The organism is Sphingobium sp. DN12 (assembly GCF_051058005.1).
Classification (GTDB): Bacteria; Pseudomonadota; Alphaproteobacteria; order Sphingomonadales; family Sphingomonadaceae; genus Sphingobium; species Sphingobium yanoikuyae.
The window spans coordinates 4,475,999-4,501,776 of record NZ_CP173717.1; the positions used below are offsets into that span (position 1 = coordinate 4,475,999).

Genomic DNA, 25,778 nt, shown 5'->3' on the forward strand with positions numbered 1-25,778 from the left:
CCCAGCTTCAGCGGGCGCTGACGGCCTGGGAGAGGGCGCGGGCCGCCTGCACATAGGCCGGTCCGCCGCACACGGTCCAGGCCTGGGGCAGGCTGATGCGCGCTATGTCGCGCAGCACCGGATGGTGCAGCATTTCGGTGCCCTGGTCGGTGATCCGGTCGGTCGCGCTCTCGACGATCAGATAATCGGGCCGGGCCGCGACCATCTCCTCCAGGCTGACCTGCGCGATCGCCGGCTTGCCAAGGTCGGCGGCCAGGTTGCGCAGGCCCGCCCGCGTCATCAGGTCGTCGACCAGCGTGCCGGTGCCGGTCATGTAGCCGCGCCGCTGATAATAGGCGGCGACCTTCGGCTTCGGTGCGCGGGGCAGGGCGGCAAGCTCCCGGTCCATCCGCGCGATCATCGCTTCGCCGCGGTCGGCATGGCCAGTCGCCTGCGCCACGGTGCGGATCGACGCGATGATATCGGCATAGCTGTCCGCGCTTTTCAGGTCGACGGCGGGATAATGCTGGGCCTTGAGGATCGCGATTGCCGGATTGCGCCGCGCCGGCATGCCGATCACCAGATCGGGATTGGTCGCCAAAATCTGTTCGGCCGATCCGTCGAGGATGGGCAGGCCCTTCGTTACGGCAGCCACCGCCGACATCTGCCGATCGCCGGCATTATGGGTCAGGCCGGCAATCTGGTCGCGATCGGCCAGCGCCACCAGCAACTGGTCGGCGCACAGGTTGAGCGACACGATCCGTTGCGGACGTTTGCCTGCATTGGCAGGCTGGCGCGCGGTGGCCGCCCATAATGTGGCACCGCCGATCAGGGCGATCATCAGGGCGATCATCCCCTTGCCGGGGCCGATGGGCGCAAAAATCCGCATGGCCATCTCCCTTAGCCCGCGCGCTCCGCCAGGCAAGGAAGATTGACGCTCCAGTCGGGCTCGCCTATCGCCCGGACTGCGACAGGTTCCCCGGCAGCGGGGATGAAAAGGGAATGGGGTTCAAGACCTCGGCTGCCCCTGCAACTGTGAGCGGCGAGCTTTTGTGCCATATGCCATTGGGACCGCAAGGTTCTGAGAAGGCGGCATGAATCAGCGATGACCCGCGAGCCAGGAGACCTGCCCGTCGCGGTCGTCCTTCGCGCGGACAGGGTGTGCCGAGCGGACGGGGGTGAACCCGCGTGGCGACAGGTGGACCGCAAATTGCGGGGACCATGTCGCGCCCGGCCGGGCACCGATATCGTCCCTGGGATGCGGTCCCTCGTCCGGGGGCTCATGTGTTCAAATATCTGACTTTCTGTTCTTTCCTTCTCTCCACCACCGCTTTCGCCGAAGAGGCGCAGCAGGCGCCACCGCCCGATGCCGCTGCCGATGCCGGCGCATCCTCGATCCTCGTCACCGCGACCCGCCTCGCCACGCCGGCCGACCAGGTGCCGGCCTCCGTCACCGTGCTCGACAAGGCAGCGATCGACCGGGCGCAGGATCTGGGCGTCACCGAATTGCTGCTGCGCACGCCGGGCGTCAGCATCTCGCGCAATGGCGGCTATGGCACGGCGACGTCGCTGCGTATCCGTGGCGCCGAGTCCGACCAGACCGTAGTGGTCATTGACGGGGTGAAGCTCAACGATCCGTCCTCGGCCGGCGGCGGCTATAATTTCGCAAACCTGCTGGTCGGCGACGCCTCGCGCATAGAAGTGCTGCGCGGTCCCCAGTCGACCCTGTGGGGCAGTCAGGCAATCGGTGGCGTCGTCAATGTCGTCACCGCCATGCCCGAACAGCCGCTGGAGGGGAGCTTCGATATCGAGGCGGGGTCGCGCGACACGGTCAGTGCCCGTGCGGCGCTGGGCGGCAAGACCGGCCCGGTCAGCTGGCGGATCGGCGGACAGAGCTTCACCACCGAGGGCATCTCGGCGATCAGCCCGGCCTTTGGCGGCAAGGAGAAGGACGGCTATACCAACCGCAGCGTCACCGGCCGGGTCGAGGTTGCGCTGGCGGACGGGATCAGCGCCGACCTGCGCGGCTATTATTCCGATGGCCGGGTCGATTTCGACGCCACCAGCGCGGACAGCCCGGCCTATGGCACCAATCGCGAATTTGTCGGCTATGCCGGCCTTAACGTCGCGCTGCTCGACGGCCGCTTCCGCAACCGCTTCGGCTATGGCTATACCGACACCGATCGCGACAATTACGACCCGCGCAACCCGCGCAAGCAGAGCTTCGACGCCGCCGGTCGCAACCAGCGGCTGGAATATCAGGGCAGCTTTGCCATCGCCGACGGCTGGACTGCGTTGTTCGGGGTGGAGAATGAGAATAGCCGCTTTCGCAGCGTGTCGCCTTCGGCGTCGCTTTCGGTGCCGATTCCCGACCCGGCCCGCGGCAAGGCGGAGATCACCAGCGTCTATGGCCAGCTCAATGCCCAGCCGATTACGGGCCTGACCCTGACCGGCGGGCTGCGCTATGACGATCATAACCGCTACGGCGGCCGCACCCTCTTTTCCGCCGGGGGCGTCTGGGCGCTGCCGACCGGGACGGTGCTGCGCGCCAGCTATGGCGAGGGCTTCAAGGCGCCGACCCTCTATCAGCTCTTTTCCGAATATGGGAACCAGGCGCTCGATCCCGAACGCGCCCATGGCTGGGAAGCGGGCGCGGAGCAGCGTTTCCTTGGCGAGAAACTGCGGCTGGGCGCGACCTGGTTCGACCGGACCACGACCGACCAGATCATCTATAATAGCTGTTCCACCAGCTCGACCGATCCGCTCTGCTTCACGCCCGGCACCACCACCCGCCGCTATGGCTATTATCTCAATGTCGCGCGCGCCAAGGCGCATGGCATAGAGGCGCAGGTGGCGGTCGAGCCGGTCAAGGGGCTGACGATCGACGGCAATTACAGCTGGACCGTGGCGGAGGATCGTTCGGACGGCACCGCGAACGAAGGCAATTGGCTGCCGCGTCGGCCGCGTAACAGTGCCAATGGTTCGATCAGCTATGCCTGGCCCTTCGGCCTCACCACCGGCGCGGCGGTGCGCTGGTCCGGCCACAGCTATGACAATGCGGCCAACACGACGCGGCTGGACGACTATACGCTGGTCGACCTGCGCGCCGAATATGCGTTCACCCCGGCGTTGCGCCTGTTCGCCCGCGTCGAGAATCTCTTCGACGAGAATTATATGACGGCCTATCGCTATGGCACGCTCGGCCGCAGCATCTATGCCGGCTTCCGGGGGCGCTTCTGATGCTGCGCCCCGTCGAACCCGGCCCCGCCATTGTCGCCTGCAATACCTGCCGTCATTCACCGAAGATGCGGGAGGACGGGGAGGGCGTGCGCGGCGGGGCCCGATTGGCGGAGGCGCTGCGCAGCGTGCAGGCCTCCGACCCGCGCTATGCCACCGTCGCGGTGCAGGACATGCCTTGCCTGTTCGCCTGCCAGGATCATTGCACCGTCCATCTGCGCGCGCCGGGCAAGGTCGGCTATGTAATGGGGCGGTTCACCCCGGATGCCGATGCGGCGCGCGCGATCCTCGATTATGCCATTGCCTATGCCGCCAGCGAGCATGGCCGCGTCGCCTTTCGCGAATGGCCCGAAGGCGTGAAGGGCCATTTCATCACCCGTACCCCGCCGGAAGGATTTGTCGTCGAATGAGCTTCGCCTCGATCACCGATTTCGAAAATGCCCTGGCCAATCTGCCGCCGGCCGAGGAACTGGCCAGCGCGGCGGCACGCGCGCGGCAGGCGGAACTGACCAAGCCGCTCGGCGCGCTCGGCCGGCTGGAGGATGTCGCGATCTTCATGGCAAGCTGGCAGGGGCGCGCGGTGCCGCGCCTGAAGCGGGCGCGTGCCGCGATCTTTGCCGGCAATCATGGCTTCACCGTCCATGGCGTCAGCGCCTATCCTGCCGCCGTGACCGCGCAGATGGTCGCCAATTTCGCCGCCGGCGGCGCGGCGATCAACGCCCTGGCCGGCGTGGCCGGGCTGGAACTGGCGGTGCGATCGATCGATCTGGACCGGCCGACGGCGGACTTCACCATCGCCCCCGCCATGACCGAGGAGGAGTGCCTGACCGCGCTGTCGATCGGCGCGGCGGCGGCCGAAGAGGATCTGGACCTGCTGGTCGTGGGCGAAATGGGGATCGGCAATTCGACCGCCGCCGCCGCCCTGAGCGCGCGCAGCTTTGGCGGCGCCGTGCGCGACTGGGTTGGTCCCGGCACGGGCGTCGATGGCGAGGGGATCGGGCGCAAGATCGCGACGATCGATCGGGCGCTCGCCTTCCATGCCGATGCGCCGGACAGCGCCTTTGAAACGCTGCGCCGGCTGGGTGGGCGCGAACTGGCGGCGATTGCCGGCGCGGTGCTGCGCGCCCGCCAGTTGGGCGTGCCGGTGCTGCTCGACGGTTTCATCAGTTGCGCCGCGATCGCGCCGCTGGTGGCGCAGGTGCCGGTCTTTGCCGACCATTGCCTGGCCGGCCATTGCTCGGCCGAGCCGGGCCATGGCTTGCTGCTGGAGCGGATGGGGCTCGAGCCGCTGCTGCGCCTCGACATGCGATTGGGCGAAGGCAGCGGCGCGGCGGTGGCGGCCAATATCGTCCGTGCGGCCGTAGCCGCGCATAGCGGCATGGCGACCTTTGCCGAGGCGGCGGTGTCGACCGCGACATGATGGGCATGCCGCTCCATCTGCTGCGGCATGGCGCACCCGAGACGCCCGGCCTGTTGCTGGGGCGGACCGACAGCGTGCCGACGCGCGCGGGCATCGACGCCTGTCTGGCGCAGGCGGAGGGGCTGGAGATCGAGATGATCGTGACGTCCGACCTGCAGCGCGCCCGGCAGGCGGCAACCGCGATCGGCGAGCGCGCCGGCTTGCCGGTGTGGGTCGATCCGCGTTGGCGGGAACTGGATTTCGGCATCTGGGATGGTCTGGCTCCCGCCGATGTCGATCCCGAGGCGCTCGCCCGTTTCTGGCAGGATCCCGATGGTTTCGCGCCGCCGGGCAGCGAGGGCTGGACGGCATTGCTGGGGCGGATCGCCGATGCGGTCGAGGATCTGCCGCGCGTGCCCACATTGGTGCTGACCCATGGCGGGGCGATGCGCGCGGCGCTGGCCCATCTGTGCGGGTTCAGCGTGCAGCAGAGCTGGAGCTTCGGCCTGCCCTATGCCGCCTTGCTGTCGCTGGAACGCTGGACCGGGGAGCCGCCGCTCGCCCGCATCACGGGCCTGCGCCCATGAAGGGGCTGGTCCTTGCCATCCAGTTTCTGACCCGCCTGCCGATGCCAAAGGTGACAGCGAACGAGACAGACTTCGCACGGTCGATCCGATGGTTTCCGGCGGTCGGTGCGATTGTCGGTCTATCTGTCATGTTCGCTGTCAATCTTGCTGTTCGCATCGATCCCTGGATCGGGGCGCTGGCCGGGCTGCTCTGCTGGGTCGGCGTGACCGGGGCGCTGCATCTCGACGGGCTCGGCGACATCGCTGATGCCTGCGGCGCGGTGCATAAAGGGCGGGACAGGCTGCTGGCGGTGCTGGCCGACCCGCATGTCGGCAGTTTCGGCGTGGTGGCGATCGGCCTGCAACTGATCGCCAAGCTGCTGCTGCTCCATGCGCTGGTCGAGCGGGGCATGATGCTGCCGCTGCTGCTCATTCCCTTTGCCGCGCGGATCGGGCCGTTGCTGTGGGCGCGGATGCTGCCGCCGCTGCATGCCGGGCTGGGCGCGCGTTTTGCCGATGCCGTCAAAACGATCCACATCGCCCTGTGGATAAGTTTGTTGATAATCGCCGCCTGGTGGCTGCCGGCCCTGCTCGCAGCGCCGCTGCTGATGCTGGTCTGGGGCCTGTGGCTGAAGCGCCGGCTGGGCGGCATTTCCGGCGATGGCCATGGCGCGGGCATTGAACTGGTTGAAAGCGGGCTGCTTTTCGTCGCCCTGATCGCGAGCGGCACAACATGACGACGCGCTGGACCTGGCATGGCGGCGGCGTGGCGGCGGCGAGCGCGCATTTCGGTGGCGCGCCCGAAAGCTGGCTCGACTTATCCACAGGCATCAATCCCCATGCCTGGCCCGGCGCGGCCGAGCAGGCGATCGACTGGCGCGCCTTGCCCGACGAGCAGGGACTGCGTGCGCTCGAACAGGCGGCGGCCGATCATTTCGGCGTCGCGGCCGATCATGTCTGCGCGCTGCCGGGGACGGAGGTTGGCTTGCGCCTCGTTGGCACTTTGCTCGACGGTTCGGTCCGCCATGCCAGCCCGGCCTATCGCACCCATGGCGTCATGGTGCCCGGCGCCGCGCCGGTCGATCTCGACCATCTGGACCATGCGGATGGGCAGACGCTGATCCTCGCCAATCCCAATAATCCCGACGGGCGCATCCATGGCGTGGATGATCTGCTGGCCCTGCTCGACCGGCGCGGGTCGGCCGGCTGGCTGGTGGTGGACGAGGCCTTTGCCGATGGCCATCCGGGCATCAGCCTGGCGCCCTTCGTGGCCGACGATCGCCGCCTCATGCTGTTGCGCTCCTTCGGCAAGTTTTTCGGGCTTGCCGGCCTGCGCCTCGGTTTTCTGGTGGCGCCGCGCGCGATCATTGCGCGGGTGCGGGATCGGCTGGGTGCCTGGCCCGTATCGGCCGCCGCCATTGCCATCGGCACGGCCGCCTATCGCGATAGAGCTTGGATAGAAGCGATGCGCGATCAGCTCCAGCGGGAGGCACAGGCGCTCGACGCGTTGCTGCTGAGCCACGGTTATCAGCCGATCGGCCAAAGCCCGCTTTTTCGCCTGATCGAAACGCCCCATGCCATGGCCCTGTTCGAGCGGCTGGCAGGGCAGGCGATTTTGACCCGGCCCTTCGATGCCCAGCCGCACTGGCTGCGCATTGGCCTGCCGGCCGACCCGATGGGCCTGGCCCGACTGGAACGGGCGCTGCGCCATGGCTGATCCGGTTGCGTTGCTGGCGCTTGCGCTGGATGCGGCGGTCGGCTGGCCGGCGGCGCTCTATCGCCGGGTCGGCCATCCGGTCGGCGGCTTTGCGCGGCTCATCGATCATTGTGCCGCGCGCTGGAATGATCCGGCGCATAGCGCTTTCACCCGGAGAATGGGCGGAATGGCGACGGTGTTGCTGTTGCTGTTGGTAGCGGGCGGTGGCGGATGGCTGGTCCAGTATCTGCTCCGCTTCTGGCTGCCCGAACCATGGAGTTGGCTGCTGATCGGCCTGCTGGCCTATCCGGCGCTGGCGCTGCGCAGCCTCTATAGCCATGTCCGCGCGGTCCATCGCGCGCTGGCGGCCGATGATCTGTCGGCCGCGCGCGAGGCGGTCGGCATGATCGTCGGCCGCGATACGCAATCGCTCGATGAAAGCGGCGTCACCCGCGCCGCGATCGAGAGTCTGGCGGAAAGCTTCTGCGACGGCGTTGTCGCGCCCTTCTTCTGGTTGCTGTTGCTGGGCCTGCCGGGCGTGTGGGCCTATAAGGCGGTCAACACCGCCGACAGCATGATCGGCCATCGCGAAGCCCCTTGGGGGGCGTTCGGCTGGGCGGCGGCGCGCACCGACGATCTGATGAACCTGTTCCCGGCGCGGCTGGCCGGCTGCCTGCTCTGCCTGGCGGGCGGGGGCGGCTGGCGGGTGATGTGGCGCGACGCGCGCAACCATGCCTCGCCCAATGCCGGCTGGCCCGAAGCGGCAATGGCGGGCGCGCTCGACCTGCGGCTGGCTGGGCCGATCCGCTATGATGGCGTACGCCATGACAAGCCGTGGATCGGCAGCGGGCGAAGCGAGGCCGATCCGCTCGACCTGCGCTGGGCGCTGGCCATCTATGTTCAGGCCTGCCTGCTGCTCTGGCTGGTGGCCGGGTTGCAGGCGCTATTTGCGGGAGACATGATATGACAAGCAGCCTGCTGGTGCTGGGCGGCGCGCGATCGGGCAAGAGCCGCCATGCCCAGGCAGCGGCGGAAGCGCTGCCCGGCGCGCACGTCTTCATCGCCACGGCCGAGATTTGGGACGCGGAAATGGCCGACCGGATCGCCCGGCACAGGGCCGATCGCGGGCCGGAATGGGAAACAGTGGAGGCGCCGATCGATCTGCCGGGCGCGATCGCGGCGGCGCGGGGCAAGACCGTGCTGGTCGATTGCCTGACATTGTGGGCCAGCAACCTGCTGCTGGCGGATCGGGATGGCGAGGCCGCAGCCGACGCGCTCTGTGCCGCGATCCTGGCCCATGACGGGGCGATCATCCTGGTCGCTAATGAGGTGGGATTGGGCATCGTGCCCGACAATGCGCTGGCGCGGCGTTTTCGCGATCTGGCCGGCACCTTGAACCAGCGGGTCGCGGCGGTGGCGGATCGGGTCGTTTTCGTCGCGGCGGGCCTGCCGCTCGCGCTCAAGGGGTGAAGGGGCGGCGGACCGCCCCCTCGCTCGATTAGTCGCGCAGCAGTTCGTTGATGCCGGTCTTCGACCGGGTCTGTGCGTCGACGCGCTTGACGATCACGGCGCAATAGAGGCTGGGGCCGGGCGTGCCGTCGGGCAGCGGCTTGCCGGGCAGCGAGCCGGGGACGACGACCGAGTAGGGCGGCACTTCGCCGATGAACACTTCGCCGGTGGCGCGGTCGATGATCTTGGTCGACTGGCCGATGAAGACACCCATCGACAGCACCGAGCCCTTGCCGATGCGCACGCCCTCGACCACTTCCGAACGGGCGCCGATGAAGCAGTCATCCTCGATGATGACCGGATCGGCCTGCAGCGGTTCCAGCACGCCGCCAATGCCGACGCCGCCCGACAGATGGACATTCTTGCCGATCTGGGCGCAGCTGCCGACCGTCACCCAGGTGTCGACCATCGTGCCTTCATCGACAAAGGCGCCGATATTGACGAAGCTGGGCATCAGAATGACATTCTTGGCGATATGGCTGCCAGCACGGGCGAAGCTGCCCGGTACGGCGCGGAAGCCGGCAGCGCGGAAGGCGGCCTCGTCCCAGCCAGCGAACTTGCTCGGCACCTTGTCCCACCAGTGGCCGGCGCCCGGACCATTGTCGATCATGACATTGTCGTTGAGGCGGAAGGAGAGCAGCACGGCCTTCTTCGCCCACTGGTTGACCTGCCAGCCGGCTTCGGTCGGCTCGGCGACGCGTAGTTCGCCCTTGTCGAGCAGGGCCAGCGCCTTGTCGACCGCCTGGCGGACTTCGCCCTGGGTCGACAGGTTGATATTGGCCCGGTCCTCCCAGGCGGCGTCGATGATCGCGATCAGGTCTTGGCTCATGGTCTTTCCCCAAAAATATCCGCCAGGAACGGCGTCAGATGGTTGGTTTCATAATCGATGAAATCGGGATGATGGTCGTGATTGCCCGCTTCCGACCCGTTATTGACCCAGATGGTGGTCATGCCGATCACCTTGGCGGGCTTGAGGTTGCGCGCCATGTCCTCGAAAAAGGCGGCGCGGGTCGGGTCGACGGCGTGGACGCTGCACAGTTCGGCATAGCCCGACGGATCGGGCTTGGGCACATAGCGGCAGGCGTAGATGTCGTGGATCAGCTCGAACGCGCCGGCGAGGCCCAGCCGGTCGAGCACGCGGCCGGCATAGGTGGCGTCGCCATTGGTGAAGATCAGGCGGCGGCCGGGTAGCGCCGCGATATGGGCGTTGAGGTCGGCATCGACCGCCAGTCGCTCCATCGATATGTCATGGACATAGTCGAGAAATTCGCGCGGCTCGATGCCATGATGATGCATCAGCCCCGACAGGGTCGTGCCATGCTCCATGAAATAGCGTTTCTGGACAGTCCGCGCCTCGACCGGGTCGCAGCCCAGCAGGCCCTGGATATATTCGCCCATCTTCACGTCGATCAGCGCGAACAGGTCCGCCTTCGCCGGATAGAGCGTATTGTCCAGATCGAAGATCCAGGTGTCGACATGGGCCAGGTCCGCGCGCATGGCCGGGCCCTAATCCCCGCCGGGGATTAGGGCAAGGGCGCAAAGGCCCCATGGATCGGCCGCATCAGCCGCAGCCGGGCGCTTCGCTGTCGTGATAGAAGTCCTGCACCGCGGCCCAGGCATCCTCGGCCGTCTCGACCCAGGTCAGCAGGTTGAGGTCATTGTGCGAAATTACGCCCTCGTCCGCCAGCGCCTCGAAATCCACCACCTTGTTCCAGAAATCCTTGCCGAACAGCAGGATCGGGATCGGCTTCATCTTGCCGGTCTGGATCAGGGTCAGCAGCTCGAACATCTCGTCGAACGTGCCGAAGCCGCCGGGGAAGACGGCGAGCGCGCGGGCGCGCAGCAGGAAATGCATCTTGCGCAGCGCGAAATAATGGAACTGGAAGCTCAGCTCCGGCGTGACGAACAGATTGGGCGCCTGTTCATGCGGCAGCACGATGTTCATGCCGATCGTGGTCTGGCCGACATCGACCGCGCCGCGATTGGCCGCTTCCATGATCGAGGGGCCACCGCCCGAGCAGACGACGAAGTGGCGGCAACCGGCGGCGTTCACCGGATATTGCGCCGCGATCCGCGCCAGCTTGCGCGCTTCCTCATAATAGCGGGCCTTCTTGCCCAGATTTTCCGCGATTTTCTTCTGCTGCGGCGTAGTGGCTGCGTCGATCCGCGCCTGGACCTGGTCCGGTTCGGGAATGCGGGCGGAGCCGTAGAAGACGAAGGTGGATTCGATCCGCGCCTCGTCCATCAGCAGCTGGGGTTTGAGCAATTCGAGCTGGAAGCGCACCGGGCGCAGATCCTCGCGCAGCAGGAACTCATTGTCCTGGAAGGCGAGCTTGTAGGCGGCGCTGCTGGTCTGGGGGGTTTCGATCGCCTTCCTGGCGTCGTCCGCTTCCTGGCGTGCGGGGCGGAATTTGCGTTCTTCAATTTCTTTCTTGGTCATTCCCAACAAGCTAGGCGCGGCAGGTGACAATGCCAAGACCGTTAGCGGGAAAATTGGCCAAGTTGGCTATTTCCGCTCAGCGGCAGAAGCCGCCGGGTCTTTTGATTTCCGCTTAGCGGCAAAAGCCGCCGCGCCTCAAATTTCCGCTCAGCGGCAAAAGCCGCCGCGGCCGCCCATGTCGAAATGGAAATGGTCATGATGGGCGGCGTTATAGTCGGGCGACAGCACCGTGTTGAACCGCTTGCAGGCGCTGGCATGGACCACTTCCAGGAATTGGCGGGTGCGCTTGTCGCCATTCCAGTCCTTCTCGACGCTGATCCGGCGTCCATCGCTCAGGACGAAGGCGGACACGTCGATCGCATTGCTGTGGGCATGTTCGCTGAGCTTGCCGCTGCCCGCGATCGGCCGGCAATTATAGGTGCCGAACGTCTCGATCTTTTCGATCTCCGCGCCCAGGATCAGCCGGGCGGCGGGCTGCACGGCATAGCGCGACCAGGCAGCGAAATTGGCGGCAAGGTTGCAGGTCATGGCCCCCAGGCCCGAGGTCGGCACACCGATGTCGAGCAGCTTGACGCTGCCGATCGCGCTGCATCCACCCCCGAAATTCTGATCGGGCAGGGGGGTGAAAGCGACCGACTGGGACTGCAGCTTGGCGAAACATTGCCGGGTTTCGAGCGGCGGCGGCGCGGGCGGTGTGGCCGGGCGTGCGCTCTTCACCGGCTTGGATGCACGTGCGACTCGACCCTTGGGCACCAGGTCGCCGCTACAGGCGGCCAGCATGCTCGCCATCGTCGCGGCCAGGGCCGCGCTGCGCCATACCGAATATTTCGTCGCCCGCTCTACCATCAATCCCGCATTTACCACGGCTTTCCGGGCTGATGGGTTAACGGCGCTGTCATTTCGTCGCATTTTGCTGCGGCTTGACTCTTTTTCGGAAATCTTTAGGGCGGCCGACGGGCCACGCGGTCCCAACGCCGCGCGTGCTCTCTGCAAGGAGACGCATTACATGACTGATCTGACTGCCGTTGACGCCATCATTGCGCCTGTCGCAAAGCCTGCCAACCGTCCGGCTCGCCCCTTTTTCTCTTCCGGTCCCTGCGCCAAGCCTCCGGGTTGGGATGCCGCCAAGCTGGCTACCGAGTCGCTCGGCCGTTCGCACCGCGCCAAGATCGGCAAGACCCGCCTCGCCTACAGCATCGACTTGATGCGCGAGCTGCTGAACCTGCCCGACACCCACCGCATCGGCATCGTGCCGGGTAGCGACACCGGCGCCTTCGAAATGGCGATGTGGACGATGCTGGGCGCCCGCCCGGTGACGACGCTGGCCTGGGAAAGCTTCGGCGAAGGCTGGGTGACGGACGCCGCCAAGCAGCTGAAGCTCGACCCGACCGTGATCCGCGCCGATTATGGCCAACTGCCGGACCTCAGCACCGTCGACTTCTCGAACGACGTGCTGTTCACCTGGAACGGCACCACTTCGGGCGTGCGCGTGCCGAACGCCGACTGGATCCCGGCCGATCGTGAAGGCCTGACCTTCGCTGACGCCACCAGCGCGGTCTTCGCCTATGAGATCGACTGGACCAAGATCGACGTCGCGACCTTCTCCTGGCAGAAGGTGCTGGGCGGCGAGGGCGGCCATGGCGTGCTGATCCTCGGCCCCCGCGCCGTCGAGCGTCTGGAAAACCATACCCCGGCCTGGCCGCTGCCCAAGGTGTTCCGCCTGATGGCCAAGGGCAAGCTCGCCGAAGGCGTGTTCAAGGGCGAAACCATCAACACGCCGTCGATGCTGGCTGTCGAGGATGCGATCTTCGCGCTGGAATGGGGCAAGTCGCTGGGCGGCCTCAATGGCCTGATCGCACGCAGCAACGCCAATGCGGCGGCGCTGGGCAAGATCGTCGCCGAACGGGATTGGCTCGGCCATCTCGCCGTCGATGAAGCTTCGCGCTCGACCACGAGCGTCTGCCTGACCGTCGAGGGGGCCGACGAAGCCTTCATCAAGGCCTTCGCCGGTCTGCTCGAAAAGGAAGGCGCCGCCTATGACGTGGCGGGTTATCGCGACGCCCCGGCGGGCCTGCGCATCTGGTGCGGCGCCACGGTCGAGACCGCCGATATCGAGGCGCTCGGGCCTTGGCTCGACTGGGCCTATGCCCAGACCAAGGCTGCCGCTTAACTCTCATAATTGTCGTCATTCCCGCGAAGGCGGGAATCCATCTCCGGCCCTATCAGTTAGGTGCAACGTCAGGAGATGGATCCCCGCCTGCGCGGGGATGACGGGACTATTTTCCAAAAGGAAACCCAGATGCCTAAAGTTCTTATCAGCGACAAGATGGATCCCCGCGCCGCCGCGATCTTCCGCGAGCGCGGTGTCGAGGTCGACGTCATCACCGGCCAGACGCCGGAAGAACTGGCCGCGATGATCGGCGCCTATGATGGCCTCGCTATCCGCAGTTCGACCAAGGTCACCAAGGCGATCCTCGACGCGGCGACCAACCTCAAGGTCATCGGCCGCGCCGGCATCGGCGTCGACAATGTCGATATCCCGGCCGCATCGGCCCAGGGCGTGATCGTGATGAACACGCCGTTCGGCAACTCGATCACCACCGCTGAACATGCCATTGCGCTGATGTTCGCGCTGGCCCGCCAGATCCCCGAAGCCAATGCCCAGACGCAGCAGGGCCTGTGGCCCAAGAACGGCTTCATGGGCGTGGAAGTGACCGGCAAGACGCTGGGCCTGATCGGCGCCGGCAATATCGGGTCGATCGTCGCCAGCCGCGCGCTCGGCCTCAAGATGAAGGTCGTCGCCTTCGATCCCTTCCTGACCCCGGAACGCGCCGTGGAAATGGGCGTGGAAAAGGCCGATCTCGACACGCTGCTGGCGAAGGCCGACTTCATCACGCTGCACACGCCGCTGACCGACCAGACCCGCAACATCCTGTCGAAGGAAAATCTGGCCAAGACCAAGAAGGGCGTGCGCATCGTCAACTGTGCCCGTGGTGGCCTGATCGACGAAGCGGCGCTGAAGGACGCGCTGGACTCGGGCCATGTCGCCGGCGCCGCGCTCGACGTGTTCCAGACCGAACCGGCCAAGGAATCGCCGCTGTTTGGCACGCCCAACTTCATCTGCACCCCGCATCTGGGCGCGTCGACCGACGAAGCGCAGGTCAATGTCGCGCTGCAGGTGGCGGAGCAGCTCAGCGACTATCTGCTCGATGGTGGCATCACCAATGCGCTGAACGTGCCCAGCCTGTCGGCCGAGGAAGCGCCCAAGCTCAAGCCCTATATGGCGCTGGCTGAAAAGCTGGGCAGCCTGATCGGCCAGCTGGAAGGCGATGCCATCACCGGCGTCGCGGTCGAGGTCGAGGGCCATGCCGCCGAGCTGAACCAGAAGCCGATCACCGCCGCAGTGCTGGCCGGCCTGATGCGCGTCTATTCGGATACGGTGAACATGGTCAACGCGCCTTTCCTGGCGAAGGAGCGTGGTCTGGACGTGCGTGAGGTCCGTCATGACCGCGAGGGCGACTATCAGACGCTGGTGCGCGTCACCGTTTCGACCGAAGCGGGCGACAAGTCGGTCGCCGGCACGCTGTTCGGTCATGCGCAGCCGCGTCTGGTCGAGCTGTTCGGCATCAAGGTTGAAGCCGATCTCGACGGCCATATGCTCTACATCGTCAACCAGGACGCGCCGGGCTTCATCGGTCGCCTGGGCTCGAAGCTGGGCGAGTCGGACGTCAATATCGGCACCTTCCATCTGGGCCGCCGCAACCAGGGCGGCGAAGCCGTGCTGCTGCTGTCGGTCGACGGCACCGTCACCGAACCGCTGCGCTGGGCGATCTGCAACCTCGCCGGCGTGAAGCAGGTGAAGCTGCTGCGCTTCGCCTGATTCTCAATTCCGTTCGTGCTGAGTAGGGGCTGAGCCTGTCGAAGCCCCGTATCGAAGCATCCTTCGATACGCCATTTCGACTTCGCTCAATGGCTACTCAGGACGAACGGAGTAGAATTGGCCGCGTTTTGCGCTAAAGGGCCTGTCCCATGACCATGATCCCGCCAAGCCTGCTCCCGGAGGGGCTATCCGATCGCCTGCCGCCGCAGGCCGAAGCTTCCGCGCGCCTGGCGCGCCGCGTGCTCGATACGGTTGCGACCCATGGCTATGAACGGGTCATGCCGCCGCTGGCGGAGTTCGAGGATACGCTGACCCAACGGCTCAAGTCGATGCGCGCGCAGGATCTGGTTCGCGCCGTCGACCCGGTGTCGCAGCGCACTTTGGCCTTCCGCCCGGACATGACCGCGCAGGTCGGCCGCATCGCCGCCACCCGCCTGCGCAGCGCGCCGAGGCCGCTGCGCCTGTCCTATGCCGGGCCGGTGATCCGCCAGAAGGCGAGCCAGCTGCGCCCCGAGCGCGAGAAGATGCAGCTGGGCGCCGAGCTGATCGGTAGCGACAGCAGCGCCGCCGCGGTCGAGATCGTCAATATCGCGATCGAGGCGCTGACGGCTGCCGGCGTCACCGGCATCACCATCGATTTCACCTTGCCCGACCTGATCGACGCGCTGGCCGCCGGCCCGCTGCCGCTGGGGGCGGAGGAACTGGAAGCCGTGCGCGCCGAACTGGACGCCAAGGATGCCGGCGCGCTGGTGGCGATCAGCCCGGCCGCCGCCGCCTATCTGCCGCTGATCGAGGCGACCGGCCCCTTCCATGCCGCGATGGAACGGCTGGAGGCGTTCAGCGCCAGCCTGGGCGGCGCCATCGACAGCCGCATCGCGGGCCTGCGCGCGATCGCCAAACCGATCGGCTGGGACATCACCCTGACCCTCGATCCGACCGAACGGCACGGCTTCGAATTCCAGAACTGGTTCGGCTTCTCGATCTTTGCCGAGGGCTTCATCGGCGAGATCGGCCGGGGCGGCAGCTATGCCATTGCCCGTGCTGGCGAAACGGATGAGCCCGCCATGGGCTTTTCTCTCTATCCCGATCCGCTGATCGACGCAGGCTTTGGCGACGAGCGGCCCAGGCGCCTGTTCCTGCCGGTGGGCCATGATGTAGTCCGCGCTGCCGCGCTGCGGGCCGAGGGCTGGCACACGGTTGCGGCCTTGGCGGACGGCGAAGATGGCGCGGCCCAGCGCTGTTCCCACTGGCTGGATGGCAGCGAGCCCCGCGCCTACTGACCGAACAGCCGGCGCAGCCAGGCGTCCACAATGCCCGTGCCGGCATAGTCGGCATCGCCCATCTCGCGGTTGATCTGCATATGGCCGCGCAGGCCGCGTCCGGGCAGGGCATGGATCTCCACGGGCGTGCCCGCCTTGCGCAGCGCGGCGGCGAGCGCATTGGACTGGGCGGTGCCGTCGACCCGATCGACATGGAGCAGCAGGAAATCGGGGGCGTTGGGCTTTGCCGCCTGCAAGGTGGGCGATAGCGCCTTCTGCCGCGCCGGATCGGTGCCAAACGCCTGTTCATAGGTCTTCGCCATGAATCGGCCGCCCTGCGCCATCTGGGTCGGCACGTCATAGGCGGCGCCATCCAGCGCGATGATGCCGCGCACCGCATCGGGCTTCAGCCCGGCCTTGGCGAAATAGCGCATGTCGGTGCCGACCAGCGCGACCAGATGCGCGCCGGCGCTGTGGCCCATCAGGATGATGCGGTTGGGATCGATGCTCAATGCCGCGGCCCGGCTGCGCAGATGGGCGACCGCATCGGCGACATCCTGCGCTTGGCTCTCGACCGTCGCATCGGGCACCAGCCGGTAATTGATCGAGGCGAAGGCATAGCCAAGGCCGGTATAATGGGGTGCCTTGGCCGCGCCGGTGGCATTGTCCTTGCTGCCGCGCTTCCAGCCGCCGCCATGGACGAAAATGACCAGCGGTGCCTTCGTGCCCTTGCCCGGCCAGAAGTCGATCGCCTGCAATGGATCATGGCCATAGGCCATGGCGTGCGGCGCAGTAGCCGTCTGGGCCTGCGCGGCCAGCGGCGTGCCCGCGAGCAGGGAGAGAATCAGGATGGGAATCAGCCGTCTGTGCATATGGATCGTCCTTCGCTGCCCCTGTGTCGCCATGATCGCGAGGGCGCATCGCGCCGTAAAGTCGGCACCTGGTATCAAAGTGTAATGTGTCTCCAACCTTGACGCATCGGCCCTGCCCGGCTAACGCGCGCCCCGCACAGGGCGTACCCCGCCCATCCTATTCCACCGGCATGCCGAGTCCCGTCGAAGGGCATGGCCGGTCCGCGCGGCGGGCGGAGGAGTGTATCCATGGCAAATGTTACCGTGATCGGCGCCCAATGGGGTGACGAAGGCAAGGGCAAGATCGTCGACTGGCTGTCGGAGCGCGCCGATGTCGTCGCCCGTTTCCAGGGCGGCCATAATGCCGGCCACACGCTGGTCGTCGGCGAGAAGGTCTACAAGCTCTCGCTGCTGCCGTCGGGCATCGTGCGCGGCACGCTGTCGGTGATCGGCAATGGCGTGGTGCTGGACCCCTGGCATTTTCGTGACGAGGTCGCCAAGCTCAAGGGCCAGGGCGTCGAGATCACCCCGGAAAACCTGCAGATCGCCGAGACCTGCCCGCTGATCCTGCCCTTCCACCGCGACCTCGACGGTCTGCGCGAAGACGCGTCGGGCGCCGGCAAGATCGGCACCACCCGTCGCGGCATCGGCCCGGCCTATGAGGACAAGGTCGGCCGCCGCGCCATTCGCGTCTGTGACCTCGCCCATCTCGACGATCTCGACCTGCAGATCGATCGCCTGACCGCGCATCATGATGCGCTGCGTGCTGGTTTCGGTGAAGCGCCGATCGACCGCGCCCAGCTGATGGCCGACCTGACCGAGATCGCCGCCTTCATCCTGCCGTTCGTGAAGCCGGTCTGGCTGACGCTCAACAAGGCGAAGTCGGAAGGCAAGCGCATCCTGTTCGAAGGCGCGCAGGGCACGTTGCTCGACATCGACCATGGCACCTATCCCTTCGTCACCTCGTCCAACACGGTGGCGGGCACGGCAGCGAGCGGCACCGGCCTTGGCCCCAATGGCGCCGGCTTCGTGCTGGGCATCGTCAAGGCCTATACCACCCGCGTCGGTTCCGGCCCGTTCCCGACCGAGCAGGAAAATGACGTCGGCCAGCGGCTGGGCGAGCGGGGCCATGAATTCGGCACCGTCACTGGTCGCAAGCGCCGTTGTGGCTGGTTCGACGCGGTTCTGGTGCGCCAGTCGGTTGCCGTTTCGGGCGTGACCGGCATTGCGCTGACCAAGCTGGACGTGCTCGACGGCTTCGAGGAACTGAAGATCTGCGTCGGCTACAAGATCGGCGACCAGAGCTTCGACTATCTGCCTGCCCATGCGCAGGACCAGGCCAAGGCCGAGCCGATCTATGAAAGCATTGCCGGCTGGAGCGAAACCACGGCCGGCGCGCGCAGCTGGGCGGACCTTCCGGCACAGGCGATCAAATATATCCGCCGTATCGAAGAACTGATCGGCTGCCCGGTCACGCTCGTGTCGACCAGCCCGGAACGCGACGACACCATCCTCGTCCGCGATCCCTTTGCGGATTAAGGGGCATGGCCGGCGAACGCTTCGAGCGGCACAAGCAGCCCTGGACCCAGGATGAGGTCCAGAAGCTGCACACGCTCGCCAAGAAGGGCATGGCGCTGAAGGCGATCGCCAAAGCGCTGACCCGCAGCGAGGAATCGGTGAAGACCCGCGCCAAGCAGGACGGTCTATCGATCGCCAAACTGCGCTGAGAGATGAGAAGGCCGGGCGGAAGCGTCCGGCCTTTCCTCATTCCGGGGCGTGGCGCTGGACCGGCAGGATGCTGCCGTCCTTGGCATAGGTCAGCGGCGCGATGGTGATCGAGCGCCGGTGATCGCCACCGCCGGGCAACAGCCAGTCATGATAGAAGAGCCAGCTCTTGCCACCCCGCCCGACGATCGCCTGGTGATTGGTCGAGATTGGCAGATAGTCGAGGATCACCCCGCCATAGGCGAAGGGGCCGAGCGGCGAGGCGGCGGTGCCGTAGATGATCTGGCCGGGCCAGCCGGTCGAGAAGCTGAAATAATAGCGGCCGCCATGGGCGTGGAGATAGGGCGCCTCGCCATATTTCTTCTTGGGGTCGCTGGCCGGCAGTCCGGTGACGACGACATCCATGATCGGACCGTCGACATGGATCATGTCGGGCTTCAGCCGCACAACCTTGGGCACGCGGGTGCCGAAATAGAGATAGGCCTGTCCGTCCTTGTCGATGAAGACGGCGGGATCGATCGGCTCGGCGCCGGCATTGGCGTCGCGCGCCTTGTCGATCAGCGCGTCGCCGCGCGCATCGCGATAGGGGCCCTGGGGGTGGTCGGCCACCGCGACGCCGATCCGGTCGCCGCCGATCGGCGCATAGAAATAATAGCGTCCGTTGCGCCGGGCGACTTCGGGTGCCCAGGCCTTGGCATCGGGGCGTGCCCATGTGAAGGTGGTGACGTCGAGAAAGGCGCCGTCATCCTGCCAGCTTTTCATGTCGGCCGAACTGTAGAGGCGCCAGCTTGTGCTGTCCCAGTAGCGGCCGGAATTGGACGCGTCGTCGGTGGCATAGAGATACCAGCGATCGTCGAACCAGTGCGGCGAGGGATCGCCGGCAAAGCGCGGGCTGATCGGCTGGCCCGGCGCAACATCGCCATTGGCCATCAGCAGGCCCATATAGGCCAGCAGCGCCATCCTCTTCATTCGCATCCTCCCTGATCGCTATCGGATCGATGATGGCGTTCCGCCATGTGAAATGCAATTTCGCATCATGAAATATTGAAAGATTAGAAGGCCAACTGGACCCGATCGGGGCAGGATGCGACAAGACAGCCGATATCCAAGCAGGAGGCTCCGCATGGCACTCGACATCCTCGTCCTCTACGGCTCCTATCGGCGCGGCCGGCTCGGTATACGGCTGGCGGATTATCTGATCCGCGGCTTTGAAGGGCGTGGGCACAAGGCTGAACTGGTCGATGCCAAGGCGATCGACCTGCCGATGCTCGACCTGCGTTATAGCGACTATCCGGCCGGCGAGGCGCCTGCCGCCATGGCGCATCTTGCCGAGCGCCTGTCCGCCGCCGATGCCTTCGTCTTCGTCGCCGGCGAATATAATCGCGGCATGCAGCCCGGTCTCAAGAATCTGGTCGACCATTATCTCAAGGAGTTCGACCGTCGCCCCGCCGCGATTGCCAGCTACTCGATGGGGCGTTTTGCCGGGGTGAACAGCCATGCCGACTGGACGGTGACGCTGTCCGCCATGGGCATGGCGGTGATGCCCGAGCGCCTCAGCGTCGGTCAGATCCAGCAGGTGCTGGACGAGCAGGCCCGGTCCCAGGGGGAGGGCGGCGCAGCATTGGACCGTGGCTTTGCGGGTTTCGCCGACACGCTCATCTGGTGGGCGCAGGCGGCGAAGGCGCAGCGCTGATCTCCTCGCGCGCCGATATCACGGTCGCGGCCACCAGATCGCCGGTGACGTTGAGCGCGGTGCGGCACATGTCGAGCAGCCGGTCGACGCCCAGCACCAGCCCGATTCCCTCGGGCGGGATGCCGACCATCGCCAGGATCATCGCCACCACCGGCAGCGACCCGGCTGGCACCCCTGCCGTGCCGACCCCGCCCAATATGCAAACCAGCATCACCATCAACTGCTGGCCAAGGCTGAGGTCGACATGGAAGAATTGGGCGAGGAACAGGACGGTGATCCCCTCGAACATCGCCGTGCCATTCTGGTTGGCGGTGGCGCCGATGGTGAGGACGAAGCGGGCGATGCGGCGCGGCAGATGCAGATTCTCCTCCGCAACGCGGATCGCGGTCGGCAGGGTGGCGTTGGAGGAGGCGGTGGCAAAGGCCATGACGCTCGCTTCCTGCACGGCGGCGAAGAAGCGCAGCGGTGACCGGCGCGCCAGCAGGGCGATCAGCAGCGAATAGATGCCGAACATCTGGATCGCGAGCGCCAGCAGCACGACCCCGACATAGGCGGACAGGCGCAGCAGCAAGTCCCAGCCGAACTGCGCGGCGAGGTTGAACATGAAGCAGGCGATGGCGATCGGCGCCAGGCGGATGACGATCGATATGAGGCGCATCGTCACCGCGAACAGCCCCTCCATCGCGTCGAGCAGCAGCTTCGTTTCCTTCGTCTGCACCAGCACCAGGCCAATGCCGAAGAAGAGGGCGAAGACCATCACCGCCAATATGTCATTGTCGGCCATCGCCGCGATCACATTGTCGGGGACGATCGCGATCAGCGCCTGCATGCCGGTGGGCGTGTCGGCGCCGCGGTCGAGGATCGCCTTGGCCCCCTGTCCCGCATCGGCCAACAGCGCACGGGCCTGCGCCGGATCGACGCCGCTGCCCGGCTGCAGCAGGTTGACCAGCGCCAGGCTAATGACGACGGCGATGCCCGAAACGATCAACGTGTAGATCAGGGTGCGCAGGCCCACCCGGCGCAGCGAGCGCATTTCGCCCATTTCGGCGATGCCGACGATCAGCGCGGAGACCAGCAGCGGGATCACGAGCATGAACAGCAGGCGCAGGAAGACCTGGCCGATCGGGCCGGTGAGATAGCGGGTGACCGCATCGATCCAGGGCGCGCCGGGGGTTACGGCATAGGCGATCAGCCCGGCGGTGAGGCCGATCAGGAAGCCGGCCAGCATCTGCCATTGCAGCGAGAAGGCCGCGCGTCGCCCCGCCTGTTCCTCTGTGCCCGAACCACTCATGGCTTCTCCTCTTCCTCCCGACCAACGAGCCATGCGGAAGCGGGTTGCGCGGCCGGCAATATTTCGTTTCGTTAGGGCATCGACGGAGCATAGCCGCATGCTCGGGCGTTGGGCCGGTTCACCAGAAGGAGTCTTGCATGATCGTTGATGCCGTCCCCAGCATGCGCCGGATCGCATCGGAAGTGTGGAAACCGCTGACCGCGCTGTTCGTGTGGGACTGTGCGGTCACGGCCGCTTATTATCTATTGCCGTTCAAGGCCCCTTCGCTGCCGCTCACCATCTTCGGTTCGGCCCTCGCCCTGTTCCTGGGCTTCCGGTCGAACAGCAGTTACCAGCGCTGGTGGGAAGGGCGCACATTGTGGGGGGCGATGATCAACGCCTCGCGCAGCCTGGCGCGTTCGGCGCGCAATTTCCTGCCCGACCCGGAGGCCCGCGACCTCAAGCGTGAGATCGTCAAGCGCCAGATCGCTTATGTGAATGCGCTGCGCTGCCAGTTGCGGCGCCAGACGATCGGCGAGGACGTGACCAAATTCCTGCGCGAGGAGGATCAGGGCAAGGCGCTGGCGCGCGCCAATTCGGCCAATGGCCTGCTCGACAGCACTGGCCGGCGGATCGACATGGCGCGGCGGGAAGGCTGGATCGATACCATCCAGCAGACCCAGATGGAGAAGGTGCTGGTCGACATCGCCAATGCCCAGGGCGGGATGGAGCGGCTGAAGAACACGCCGCTGCCCTTCCAGTATCGACTGTTGCCGGTGGTCTTCACCCACCTCTTCTGCATCCTGCTGCCGATCGGGCTGGTCGAGACGCTGGGTTTCGCCACGCCGCTGGGTTCGACGGTCGCGGGGCTGATGTTCATGGCGGTGCTGCGGATCGGCGATGATCTGACCGATCCCTTTGCCGACAGCGTGCATGACGTGCCGTTGACCGCCATGTGCCGGACGATCGAGATCGACCTGCTCCAGTCGATCGGCGATCCGGCGCCAGACCCCGTCACGCCGGTGCGTGGTGTCCTGTGGTAAGGTAACAAAAAGCCCCGCCGGCAACATGCAGGCGGGGCTTTTTCTTTGGCATTGAAGCGCGGGCCTTAGCCCTTGCGATCTTCGTCGACCATGTCGGAGGCCAGTTCCAGCCCCGCCCGGCCGTGGGACGGGGTATGGGCCGGCGCCTTGGGATGGGGCACGTCGACCGGCTCTTCCACTTCCAGCATGCCTTCCCACTTGGTGATGACCGAGGTGGCGATGGCATTGCCGAGCACGTTGGTGGCGGTGCGGCCCATGTCCATGAAATGATCGACCGCCAGAATGAAGGCGACGCCCTCGACCGGCAGGTCGAACTGGCCGAGCGTGGCGGCGACCACGACCAGCGAGGCGCGCGGCACGGCGGCGATGCCCTTGCTGGTGACCATCAGGACGAGCAGGATCGTGATCTGGGTCGCGATCGGCAGGTCGATGCCATAGGCCTGGGCGATGAAGATGGTCGCGAAGGTCGCATACATCATCGAGCCGTCGAGGTTGAAGCTGTAGCCGAGCGGCAGCACGAAGCTGTAGATGCGGCGCGGCACGCCGAACCGGTCGAGCTGCTCCAGCATCTTGGGATAGGCGGCTTCCGACGAGGCGGTCGAGAAGGCGATCAGGATCGGCTCGCGGACATAGCGGATCAGCTTGAACATACGCTTGCCAAGGAAGATCGCGCCCGCGCCGAACAGCAGCACCCACAGACAGATGAGGGCGATGTAGAATTCGCCGACCAGCGCGCCATAGGTCTTGAGCACGCCCAGGCCCTGCACCGTCACCGACGAGGCGAGGGCGCCGAACACGGCGAGCGGCGCGACCCGCATGACATAGCCGGTGACCTGCAGCATCAGCTCGACCAGCGCCTCGATCACGGTGATGATCGGCTTGCCCTTTTCGCCGATGGCGGTCAGCGCCACGCCGACGAACAGCGAGAAGACGACGATCTGCAGGATCTGGTTGTCCGCCATCGCCCCGATCATCGACGTCGGGAAGACGTGCAGGATGAAGTCGCGGAAATTGAGCGCTTCGGTGTTGACGCCCGCATCCGCGCCCGACCGGACGAGGTTGAGGCCGGCGCCGGGTTCGAAGAAATTGACGAAGATCAGGCCCAAGGTCAGCGAGATCAGGCTGGCGATGATGAACCAGGCGAGCGCGCGCCCGCCGATCCGCCCCAGCGCCGCGCTGTCGCCCATATGGGCGATGCCCGCGACCAGCGTGGAAAAGACCAACGGCGCGATGATCATCTTGATCAGATGAAGGAAGATGTCGGCCAGAAGGTGAAAATAGCCCGCCACATCCTTGGCCAGCGCTTCATCCCCGCCGACCCAGAGATTGGCCACGAAGCCCACGATCACGCCCAGGACCATGCCTGTCAGGATGTAGGCCGTCAGTCGATTTCGCATTATATTCCTCTAGCCAGCGAGCGGTCCGCCCGCGCATTCATTCTGTTCTGCTGGGTGGTGACACCTAACAGGCGCCCGGCCAGCCCGCAATCGGGCAGGCTTGGACTGTGCGGGGATAGACGAATGAGCCACCATATTCCGCGCCCTGTTTTACGGCAGGACAATGGCATGGTGCTCGCTCAGGGGTAGAGAAGCCCTTCGTTCCAGCCATTTTCCTGGCGGGTGAAGACGCGCCGTTCATGCAGGCGATGCTCGCGATCCTGCCAGAATTCGATCCGTTCCGGGGTCAGGCGGAAGCCCGACCAGTGGGGCGGGCGCGGCACCGGGCCGCCCTCGAACCGGGCGCGCACCTCTTCATAGCGATCCATGAAGACGGCGCGCGAGGGCAGCGGGCGGGACTGGTCGGAGGCCCAGGCGCCGAGCTGGCTGTCGCGGCTGCGAGTGGCGAAATAGGCGTCGGCGGTGGCGTCGTCGACCGGGCCGACGCTGCCCTCGATCCGGATCTGGCGGCGCACCGACTTCCAGTGGAACAGCAGGGCGGCATGCGGATTGGCGAGCAGGTCGCCGGCCTTGCGCCCTTCGAAATTGGTGTAGAAGATGAAGCCGTCGGGGCCATGGCCCTTGAGCAGCACCATGCGGACCGACGGGCGGCCCTGCGCATCGGCCGTGGCCAGCGCCATGGCGTTGCTGTCATTGAGTTCGGTCTCGCGCGCCTGCGCATACCACTCGTCGAAAAGGGCGAAGGGATCGGTCATGACCCTGCCTTAGATTCCCGGCACCACACTGTCGATACGGATGCGCCGCAGCTTGAACGATGCCCGGCCTTCGGCCACATAGGGGCGATATGGCCGTGATGCGGCAGATACCGGTTTCAGCATAACAGGATGATAGATGGCGGATCCCTATTCCACTCTGGGTGTGGCGCGCAGCGCGAGCGAAGCGGAGATCAAGTCCGCCTATCGCAAGCTGGCCAAGCAATATCACCCCGACAAGAATCAGGACAATCCGAAGGCGGCGGAGAAATTCTCGGCCGTGACCAACGCCTATGACCTGCTGTCGGACAAGGACAAGCGGGCCCGCTTCGACCGGGGCGAGATCGATGCCGATGGCAATCCGACCGCGCCCTTCGGCTTTGGCGGCGGTGGCGGCGGGCGTGGCCGTCCCGGCGGGTTCGAGTTCAACGAGGGCGGCGCCGATTTCGGTGACATTTTCGAAGGCCTGTTCGGCGGCGCGGGCCGTCGCGCCGGGGGCGGGGGCGGGGGCGGCTTTGGCGGCTTTGGTCGCGGCGCGCCGCCGGCCAAGGGGGCCAATGTCGCCTATCGGCTGGCGGTGCAGTTCGTCGACGCCGCGACGCTGGCGCCGCAGCGCATCACCCTGCAGGATGGCAAGACGATCGACCTGAAGCTGCCCGCCGGGGTCGAAACCGGCACGCAGATGCGCCTGACCGGCAAGGGGCAGCCGGGCGCGGGCGGTGCGGGCGACGCGATCGTCACCATCGAGGTCAAGTCGCACCCCTTCTTCAAGCGCGACGGCGATAATGTGCTGCTCGACCTGCCGATCACCATCAACGAAGCCGTCAAGGGCGGCAAGGTGAAGGTGCCGACCGTCGATGGCCCGGTGATGCTGGGCGTGCCGGCCGGCACCACATCGGGCAAGACGCTGCGCCTGCGCGGCAAGGGCTTTACCGGCAAGGATGGCCAGCGCGGCGACCAGCTTGTGACCTTGCTGATCGACGTGCCTGCCGATGATCCGGTGATCCTCCAGCTGGTTGAGGATTGGCAGGATGGTCGCGCGGTGCGGACCCATCTGGGCGTCTAGGACGTTCGGCAAGGGT

Annotated in this window: 26 protein-coding genes and 1 riboswitch; of the genes, 16 read left to right on the forward strand and 10 right to left on the reverse strand. The window is 66.2% G+C overall.

All coding sequences use genetic code 11. The features are described from left to right. Positions 1-7: 7 nt before the first annotated feature. Positions 8-868 (reverse strand): ABC transporter substrate-binding protein, encoded by an 861-nt coding sequence (locus tag ACI6S0_RS21250; protein WP_434404240.1) that lies wholly within the window; start codon positions 866-868, stop codon positions 8-10. Positions 869-934: 66 nt separating this feature from the next. Next, positions 935-1,127: riboswitch (cobalamin riboswitch) on the forward strand. A gap of 136 nt (positions 1,128-1,263) precedes the next feature. Between ACI6S0_RS21250 and ACI6S0_RS21255 the strand changes: the two genes are divergently transcribed. Genes ACI6S0_RS21255 through cobU form a run of 8 tightly spaced genes read left to right on the forward strand, consistent with a single transcriptional unit; the run spans position 1,264 to position 8,347 of the window. Beyond that, positions 1,264-3,219, forward strand: a complete 1,956-nt coding sequence (locus ACI6S0_RS21255; RefSeq protein WP_434404242.1) for a TonB-dependent receptor plug domain-containing protein — start codon at positions 1,264-1,266, stop codon at positions 3,217-3,219. Beyond that, positions 3,219-3,626 carry a DUF1636 domain-containing protein gene (locus tag ACI6S0_RS21260; RefSeq protein ID WP_434404243.1) on the forward strand — a complete coding sequence of 136 codons (408 nt, stop codon included), beginning with the start codon at positions 3,219-3,221 and terminating at the stop codon, positions 3,624-3,626. Before ACI6S0_RS21255 ends, ACI6S0_RS21260 begins: the two co-directional genes overlap by 1 nt. Continuing rightward, entirely contained in the window at positions 3,623-4,636 is a 1,014-nt protein-coding gene (gene cobT, locus ACI6S0_RS21265) for a nicotinate-nucleotide--dimethylbenzimidazole phosphoribosyltransferase (protein WP_434404244.1), read from the forward strand. The genes ACI6S0_RS21260 and cobT overlap by 4 nt, the downstream gene beginning before the upstream one ends. Then, positions 4,633-5,202 (forward strand): histidine phosphatase family protein, encoded by a 570-nt coding sequence (locus ACI6S0_RS21270; protein ID WP_004209730.1) that lies wholly within the window; start codon positions 4,633-4,635, stop codon positions 5,200-5,202. Before cobT ends, ACI6S0_RS21270 begins: the two co-directional genes overlap by 4 nt. Then, positions 5,199-5,918 (forward strand): adenosylcobinamide-GDP ribazoletransferase, encoded by a 720-nt coding sequence (locus ACI6S0_RS21275; RefSeq protein WP_434404245.1) that lies wholly within the window; start codon positions 5,199-5,201, stop codon positions 5,916-5,918. Before ACI6S0_RS21270 ends, ACI6S0_RS21275 begins: the two co-directional genes overlap by 4 nt. Further along, positions 5,915-6,898, forward strand: coding sequence for a threonine-phosphate decarboxylase CobD (gene cobD, locus ACI6S0_RS21280; RefSeq protein WP_434404246.1), 984 nt, complete (start codon positions 5,915-5,917; stop codon positions 6,896-6,898). The genes ACI6S0_RS21275 and cobD overlap by 4 nt, the downstream gene beginning before the upstream one ends. After that, positions 6,891-7,844, forward strand: coding sequence for an adenosylcobinamide-phosphate synthase CbiB (gene cbiB / locus ACI6S0_RS21285; RefSeq protein ID WP_434404247.1), 954 nt, complete (start codon positions 6,891-6,893; stop codon positions 7,842-7,844). The genes cobD and cbiB overlap by 8 nt, the downstream gene beginning before the upstream one ends. Continuing rightward, positions 7,841-8,347 carry a bifunctional adenosylcobinamide kinase/adenosylcobinamide-phosphate guanylyltransferase gene (gene cobU, locus ACI6S0_RS21290; RefSeq protein WP_434404248.1) on the forward strand — a complete coding sequence of 169 codons (507 nt, stop codon included), beginning with the start codon at positions 7,841-7,843 and terminating at the stop codon, positions 8,345-8,347. Before cbiB ends, cobU begins: the two co-directional genes overlap by 4 nt. A 28-nt stretch (positions 8,348-8,375) precedes the next feature. Here the strand turns inward: cobU and dapD are convergent, their stop codons facing one another. From dapD to ACI6S0_RS21310, 4 genes are all read right to left on the reverse strand, one after another. Then, positions 8,376-9,215, reverse strand: a complete 840-nt coding sequence (gene dapD / locus ACI6S0_RS21295; RefSeq protein WP_434404249.1) for a 2,3,4,5-tetrahydropyridine-2,6-dicarboxylate N-succinyltransferase — start codon at positions 9,213-9,215, stop codon at positions 8,376-8,378. Next, positions 9,212-9,883, reverse strand: a complete 672-nt coding sequence (locus tag ACI6S0_RS21300) for a pyrimidine 5'-nucleotidase (RefSeq protein WP_434404250.1) — start codon at positions 9,881-9,883, stop codon at positions 9,212-9,214. Before ACI6S0_RS21300 ends, dapD begins: the two co-directional genes overlap by 4 nt. Before the next feature lie 64 nt (positions 9,884-9,947). Next, positions 9,948-10,826: a TIGR00730 family Rossman fold protein gene (locus ACI6S0_RS21305; protein ID WP_010335571.1), complete on the reverse strand. Its 879-nt coding sequence runs from the start codon at positions 10,824-10,826 to the stop codon at positions 9,948-9,950. A gap of 147 nt (positions 10,827-10,973) precedes the next feature. Continuing rightward, positions 10,974-11,672, reverse strand: a complete 699-nt coding sequence (locus tag ACI6S0_RS21310; RefSeq protein WP_434404251.1) for an extensin family protein — start codon at positions 11,670-11,672, stop codon at positions 10,974-10,976. Positions 11,673-11,832: 160 nt separating this feature from the next. On the opposite strand from ACI6S0_RS21310, the gene ACI6S0_RS21315 reads away from it, so the two are divergent. From ACI6S0_RS21315 to ACI6S0_RS21325, 3 genes are all read left to right on the forward strand, one after another. After that, positions 11,833-12,996, forward strand: coding sequence for a phosphoserine transaminase (locus ACI6S0_RS21315; protein WP_434404252.1), 1,164 nt, complete (start codon positions 11,833-11,835; stop codon positions 12,994-12,996). A gap of 129 nt (positions 12,997-13,125) precedes the next feature. Continuing rightward, a complete protein-coding gene (gene serA / locus ACI6S0_RS21320) occupies positions 13,126-14,706 on the forward strand; it encodes a phosphoglycerate dehydrogenase (RefSeq protein WP_010335574.1) in 1,581 nt (526 codons plus the stop codon). A gap of 149 nt (positions 14,707-14,855) precedes the next feature. Beyond that, complete coding sequence (locus tag ACI6S0_RS21325; RefSeq protein WP_434404253.1) at positions 14,856-15,986, forward strand: ATP phosphoribosyltransferase regulatory subunit; 1,131 nt, start codon at positions 14,856-14,858, stop codon at positions 15,984-15,986. On the opposite strand, the gene ACI6S0_RS21330 is transcribed toward ACI6S0_RS21325, so the two are convergent. Beyond that, positions 15,980-16,837: an alpha/beta hydrolase fold domain-containing protein gene (locus ACI6S0_RS21330; protein ID WP_434404254.1), complete on the reverse strand. Its 858-nt coding sequence runs from the start codon at positions 16,835-16,837 to the stop codon at positions 15,980-15,982. The genes ACI6S0_RS21325 and ACI6S0_RS21330 overlap by 7 nt on opposite strands. Before the next feature lie 228 nt (positions 16,838-17,065). Here ACI6S0_RS21330 and ACI6S0_RS21335 point away from each other — a divergent pair, with 228 nt between their 5' ends. Both ACI6S0_RS21335 and ACI6S0_RS21340 read left to right on the forward strand, forming a co-directional pair. Then, complete coding sequence (locus tag ACI6S0_RS21335; RefSeq protein ID WP_097385211.1) at positions 17,066-18,355, forward strand: adenylosuccinate synthase; 1,290 nt, start codon at positions 17,066-17,068, stop codon at positions 18,353-18,355. Between the two features lie 5 nt (positions 18,356-18,360). Next, positions 18,361-18,543, forward strand: coding sequence for a hypothetical protein (locus tag ACI6S0_RS21340; protein WP_004209747.1), 183 nt, complete (start codon positions 18,361-18,363; stop codon positions 18,541-18,543). 37 nt (positions 18,544-18,580) lie between these two features. On the opposite strand, the gene ACI6S0_RS21345 is transcribed toward ACI6S0_RS21340, so the two are convergent. Further along, positions 18,581-19,510, reverse strand: a complete 930-nt coding sequence (locus ACI6S0_RS21345; protein WP_434404255.1) for a family 43 glycosylhydrolase — start codon at positions 19,508-19,510, stop codon at positions 18,581-18,583. Positions 19,511-19,664: 154 nt separating this feature from the next. Here ACI6S0_RS21345 and ACI6S0_RS21350 point away from each other — a divergent pair, with 154 nt between their 5' ends. Next, positions 19,665-20,234 (forward strand): NADPH-dependent FMN reductase, encoded by a 570-nt coding sequence (locus tag ACI6S0_RS21350; protein WP_434404256.1) that lies wholly within the window; start codon positions 19,665-19,667, stop codon positions 20,232-20,234. Here ACI6S0_RS21350 and ACI6S0_RS21355 read toward each other — a convergent pair. Continuing rightward, the gene (locus tag ACI6S0_RS21355; RefSeq protein ID WP_434404257.1) at positions 20,197-21,525 is read right to left on the reverse strand and encodes a dicarboxylate/amino acid:cation symporter; all 1,329 of its coding nucleotides are present in this window, start codon (positions 21,523-21,525) and stop codon (positions 20,197-20,199) included. The two genes, ACI6S0_RS21350 and ACI6S0_RS21355, sit on opposite strands and share 38 nt — an antisense overlap. 137 nt (positions 21,526-21,662) lie before the next feature. Here ACI6S0_RS21355 and ACI6S0_RS21360 point away from each other — a divergent pair, with 137 nt between their 5' ends. After that, positions 21,663-22,547: a bestrophin family protein gene (locus tag ACI6S0_RS21360; RefSeq protein WP_434404258.1), complete on the forward strand. Its 885-nt coding sequence runs from the start codon at positions 21,663-21,665 to the stop codon at positions 22,545-22,547. Positions 22,548-22,612: 65 nt separating this feature from the next. On the opposite strand, the gene ACI6S0_RS21365 is transcribed toward ACI6S0_RS21360, so the two are convergent. Continuing rightward, entirely contained in the window at positions 22,613-23,944 is a 1,332-nt protein-coding gene (locus tag ACI6S0_RS21365) for a dicarboxylate/amino acid:cation symporter (protein WP_004209753.1), read from the reverse strand. A 179-nt stretch (positions 23,945-24,123) separates the two neighbouring features. Continuing rightward, positions 24,124-24,699: a pyridoxamine 5'-phosphate oxidase gene (pdxH, locus tag ACI6S0_RS21370; protein ID WP_037521916.1), complete on the reverse strand. Its 576-nt coding sequence runs from the start codon at positions 24,697-24,699 to the stop codon at positions 24,124-24,126. Between the two features lie 136 nt (positions 24,700-24,835). On the opposite strand from pdxH, the gene ACI6S0_RS21375 reads away from it, so the two are divergent. Continuing rightward, positions 24,836-25,762, forward strand: coding sequence for a DnaJ C-terminal domain-containing protein (locus ACI6S0_RS21375; protein ID WP_434404259.1), 927 nt, complete (start codon positions 24,836-24,838; stop codon positions 25,760-25,762). Positions 25,763-25,778: the final 16 nt, after the last annotated feature.

Bases quoted from the DNA above. Each gene is read 5' to 3' on its own strand.
- ACI6S0_RS21250 (WP_434404240.1), bottom strand. From the start codon at position 868: ATGCGGATTTTTGCGCCCATCGGCCCCGGCAAGGGGATGATCGCCCTG.
- ACI6S0_RS21260 (WP_434404243.1), top strand. From the start codon at position 3,219: ATGCTGCGCCCCGTCGAACCCGGCCCCGCCATTGTCGCCTGCAATACC.
- cobT (WP_434404244.1), top strand. From the start codon at position 3,623: ATGAGCTTCGCCTCGATCACCGATTTCGAAAATGCCCTGGCCAATCTG.
- ACI6S0_RS21270 (WP_004209730.1), top strand. From the start codon at position 4,633: ATGATGGGCATGCCGCTCCATCTGCTGCGGCATGGCGCACCCGAGACG.
- ACI6S0_RS21275 (WP_434404245.1), top strand. From the start codon at position 5,199: ATGAAGGGGCTGGTCCTTGCCATCCAGTTTCTGACCCGCCTGCCGATG.
- cobD (WP_434404246.1), top strand. From the start codon at position 5,915: ATGACGACGCGCTGGACCTGGCATGGCGGCGGCGTGGCGGCGGCGAGC.
- cbiB (WP_434404247.1), top strand. From the start codon at position 6,891: ATGGCTGATCCGGTTGCGTTGCTGGCGCTTGCGCTGGATGCGGCGGTC.
- cobU (WP_434404248.1), top strand. From the start codon at position 7,841: ATGACAAGCAGCCTGCTGGTGCTGGGCGGCGCGCGATCGGGCAAGAGC.
- dapD (WP_434404249.1), bottom strand. From the start codon at position 9,215: ATGAGCCAAGACCTGATCGCGATCATCGACGCCGCCTGGGAGGACCGG.
- ACI6S0_RS21300 (WP_434404250.1), bottom strand. From the start codon at position 9,883: ATGCGCGCGGACCTGGCCCATGTCGACACCTGGATCTTCGATCTGGAC.
- ACI6S0_RS21305 (WP_010335571.1), bottom strand. From the start codon at position 10,826: ATGACCAAGAAAGAAATTGAAGAACGCAAATTCCGCCCCGCACGCCAG.
- ACI6S0_RS21310 (WP_434404251.1), bottom strand. From the start codon at position 11,672: ATGGTAGAGCGGGCGACGAAATATTCGGTATGGCGCAGCGCGGCCCTG.
- ACI6S0_RS21315 (WP_434404252.1), top strand. From the start codon at position 11,833: ATGACTGATCTGACTGCCGTTGACGCCATCATTGCGCCTGTCGCAAAG.
- serA (WP_010335574.1), top strand. From the start codon at position 13,126: ATGCCTAAAGTTCTTATCAGCGACAAGATGGATCCCCGCGCCGCCGCG.
- ACI6S0_RS21325 (WP_434404253.1), top strand. From the start codon at position 14,856: ATGACCATGATCCCGCCAAGCCTGCTCCCGGAGGGGCTATCCGATCGC.
- ACI6S0_RS21330 (WP_434404254.1), bottom strand. From the start codon at position 16,837: ATGCACAGACGGCTGATTCCCATCCTGATTCTCTCCCTGCTCGCGGGC.
- ACI6S0_RS21335 (WP_097385211.1), top strand. From the start codon at position 17,066: ATGGCAAATGTTACCGTGATCGGCGCCCAATGGGGTGACGAAGGCAAG.
- ACI6S0_RS21340 (WP_004209747.1), top strand. From the start codon at position 18,361: ATGGCCGGCGAACGCTTCGAGCGGCACAAGCAGCCCTGGACCCAGGAT.
- ACI6S0_RS21345 (WP_434404255.1), bottom strand. From the start codon at position 19,510: ATGAAGAGGATGGCGCTGCTGGCCTATATGGGCCTGCTGATGGCCAAT.
- ACI6S0_RS21350 (WP_434404256.1), top strand. From the start codon at position 19,665: ATGGCACTCGACATCCTCGTCCTCTACGGCTCCTATCGGCGCGGCCGG.
- ACI6S0_RS21355 (WP_434404257.1), bottom strand. From the start codon at position 21,525: ATGAGTGGTTCGGGCACAGAGGAACAGGCGGGGCGACGCGCGGCCTTC.
- ACI6S0_RS21360 (WP_434404258.1), top strand. From the start codon at position 21,663: ATGATCGTTGATGCCGTCCCCAGCATGCGCCGGATCGCATCGGAAGTG.
- ACI6S0_RS21365 (WP_004209753.1), bottom strand. From the start codon at position 23,944: ATGCGAAATCGACTGACGGCCTACATCCTGACAGGCATGGTCCTGGGC.
- pdxH (WP_037521916.1), bottom strand. From the start codon at position 24,699: ATGACCGATCCCTTCGCCCTTTTCGACGAGTGGTATGCGCAGGCGCGC.
- ACI6S0_RS21375 (WP_434404259.1), top strand. From the start codon at position 24,836: ATGGCGGATCCCTATTCCACTCTGGGTGTGGCGCGCAGCGCGAGCGAA.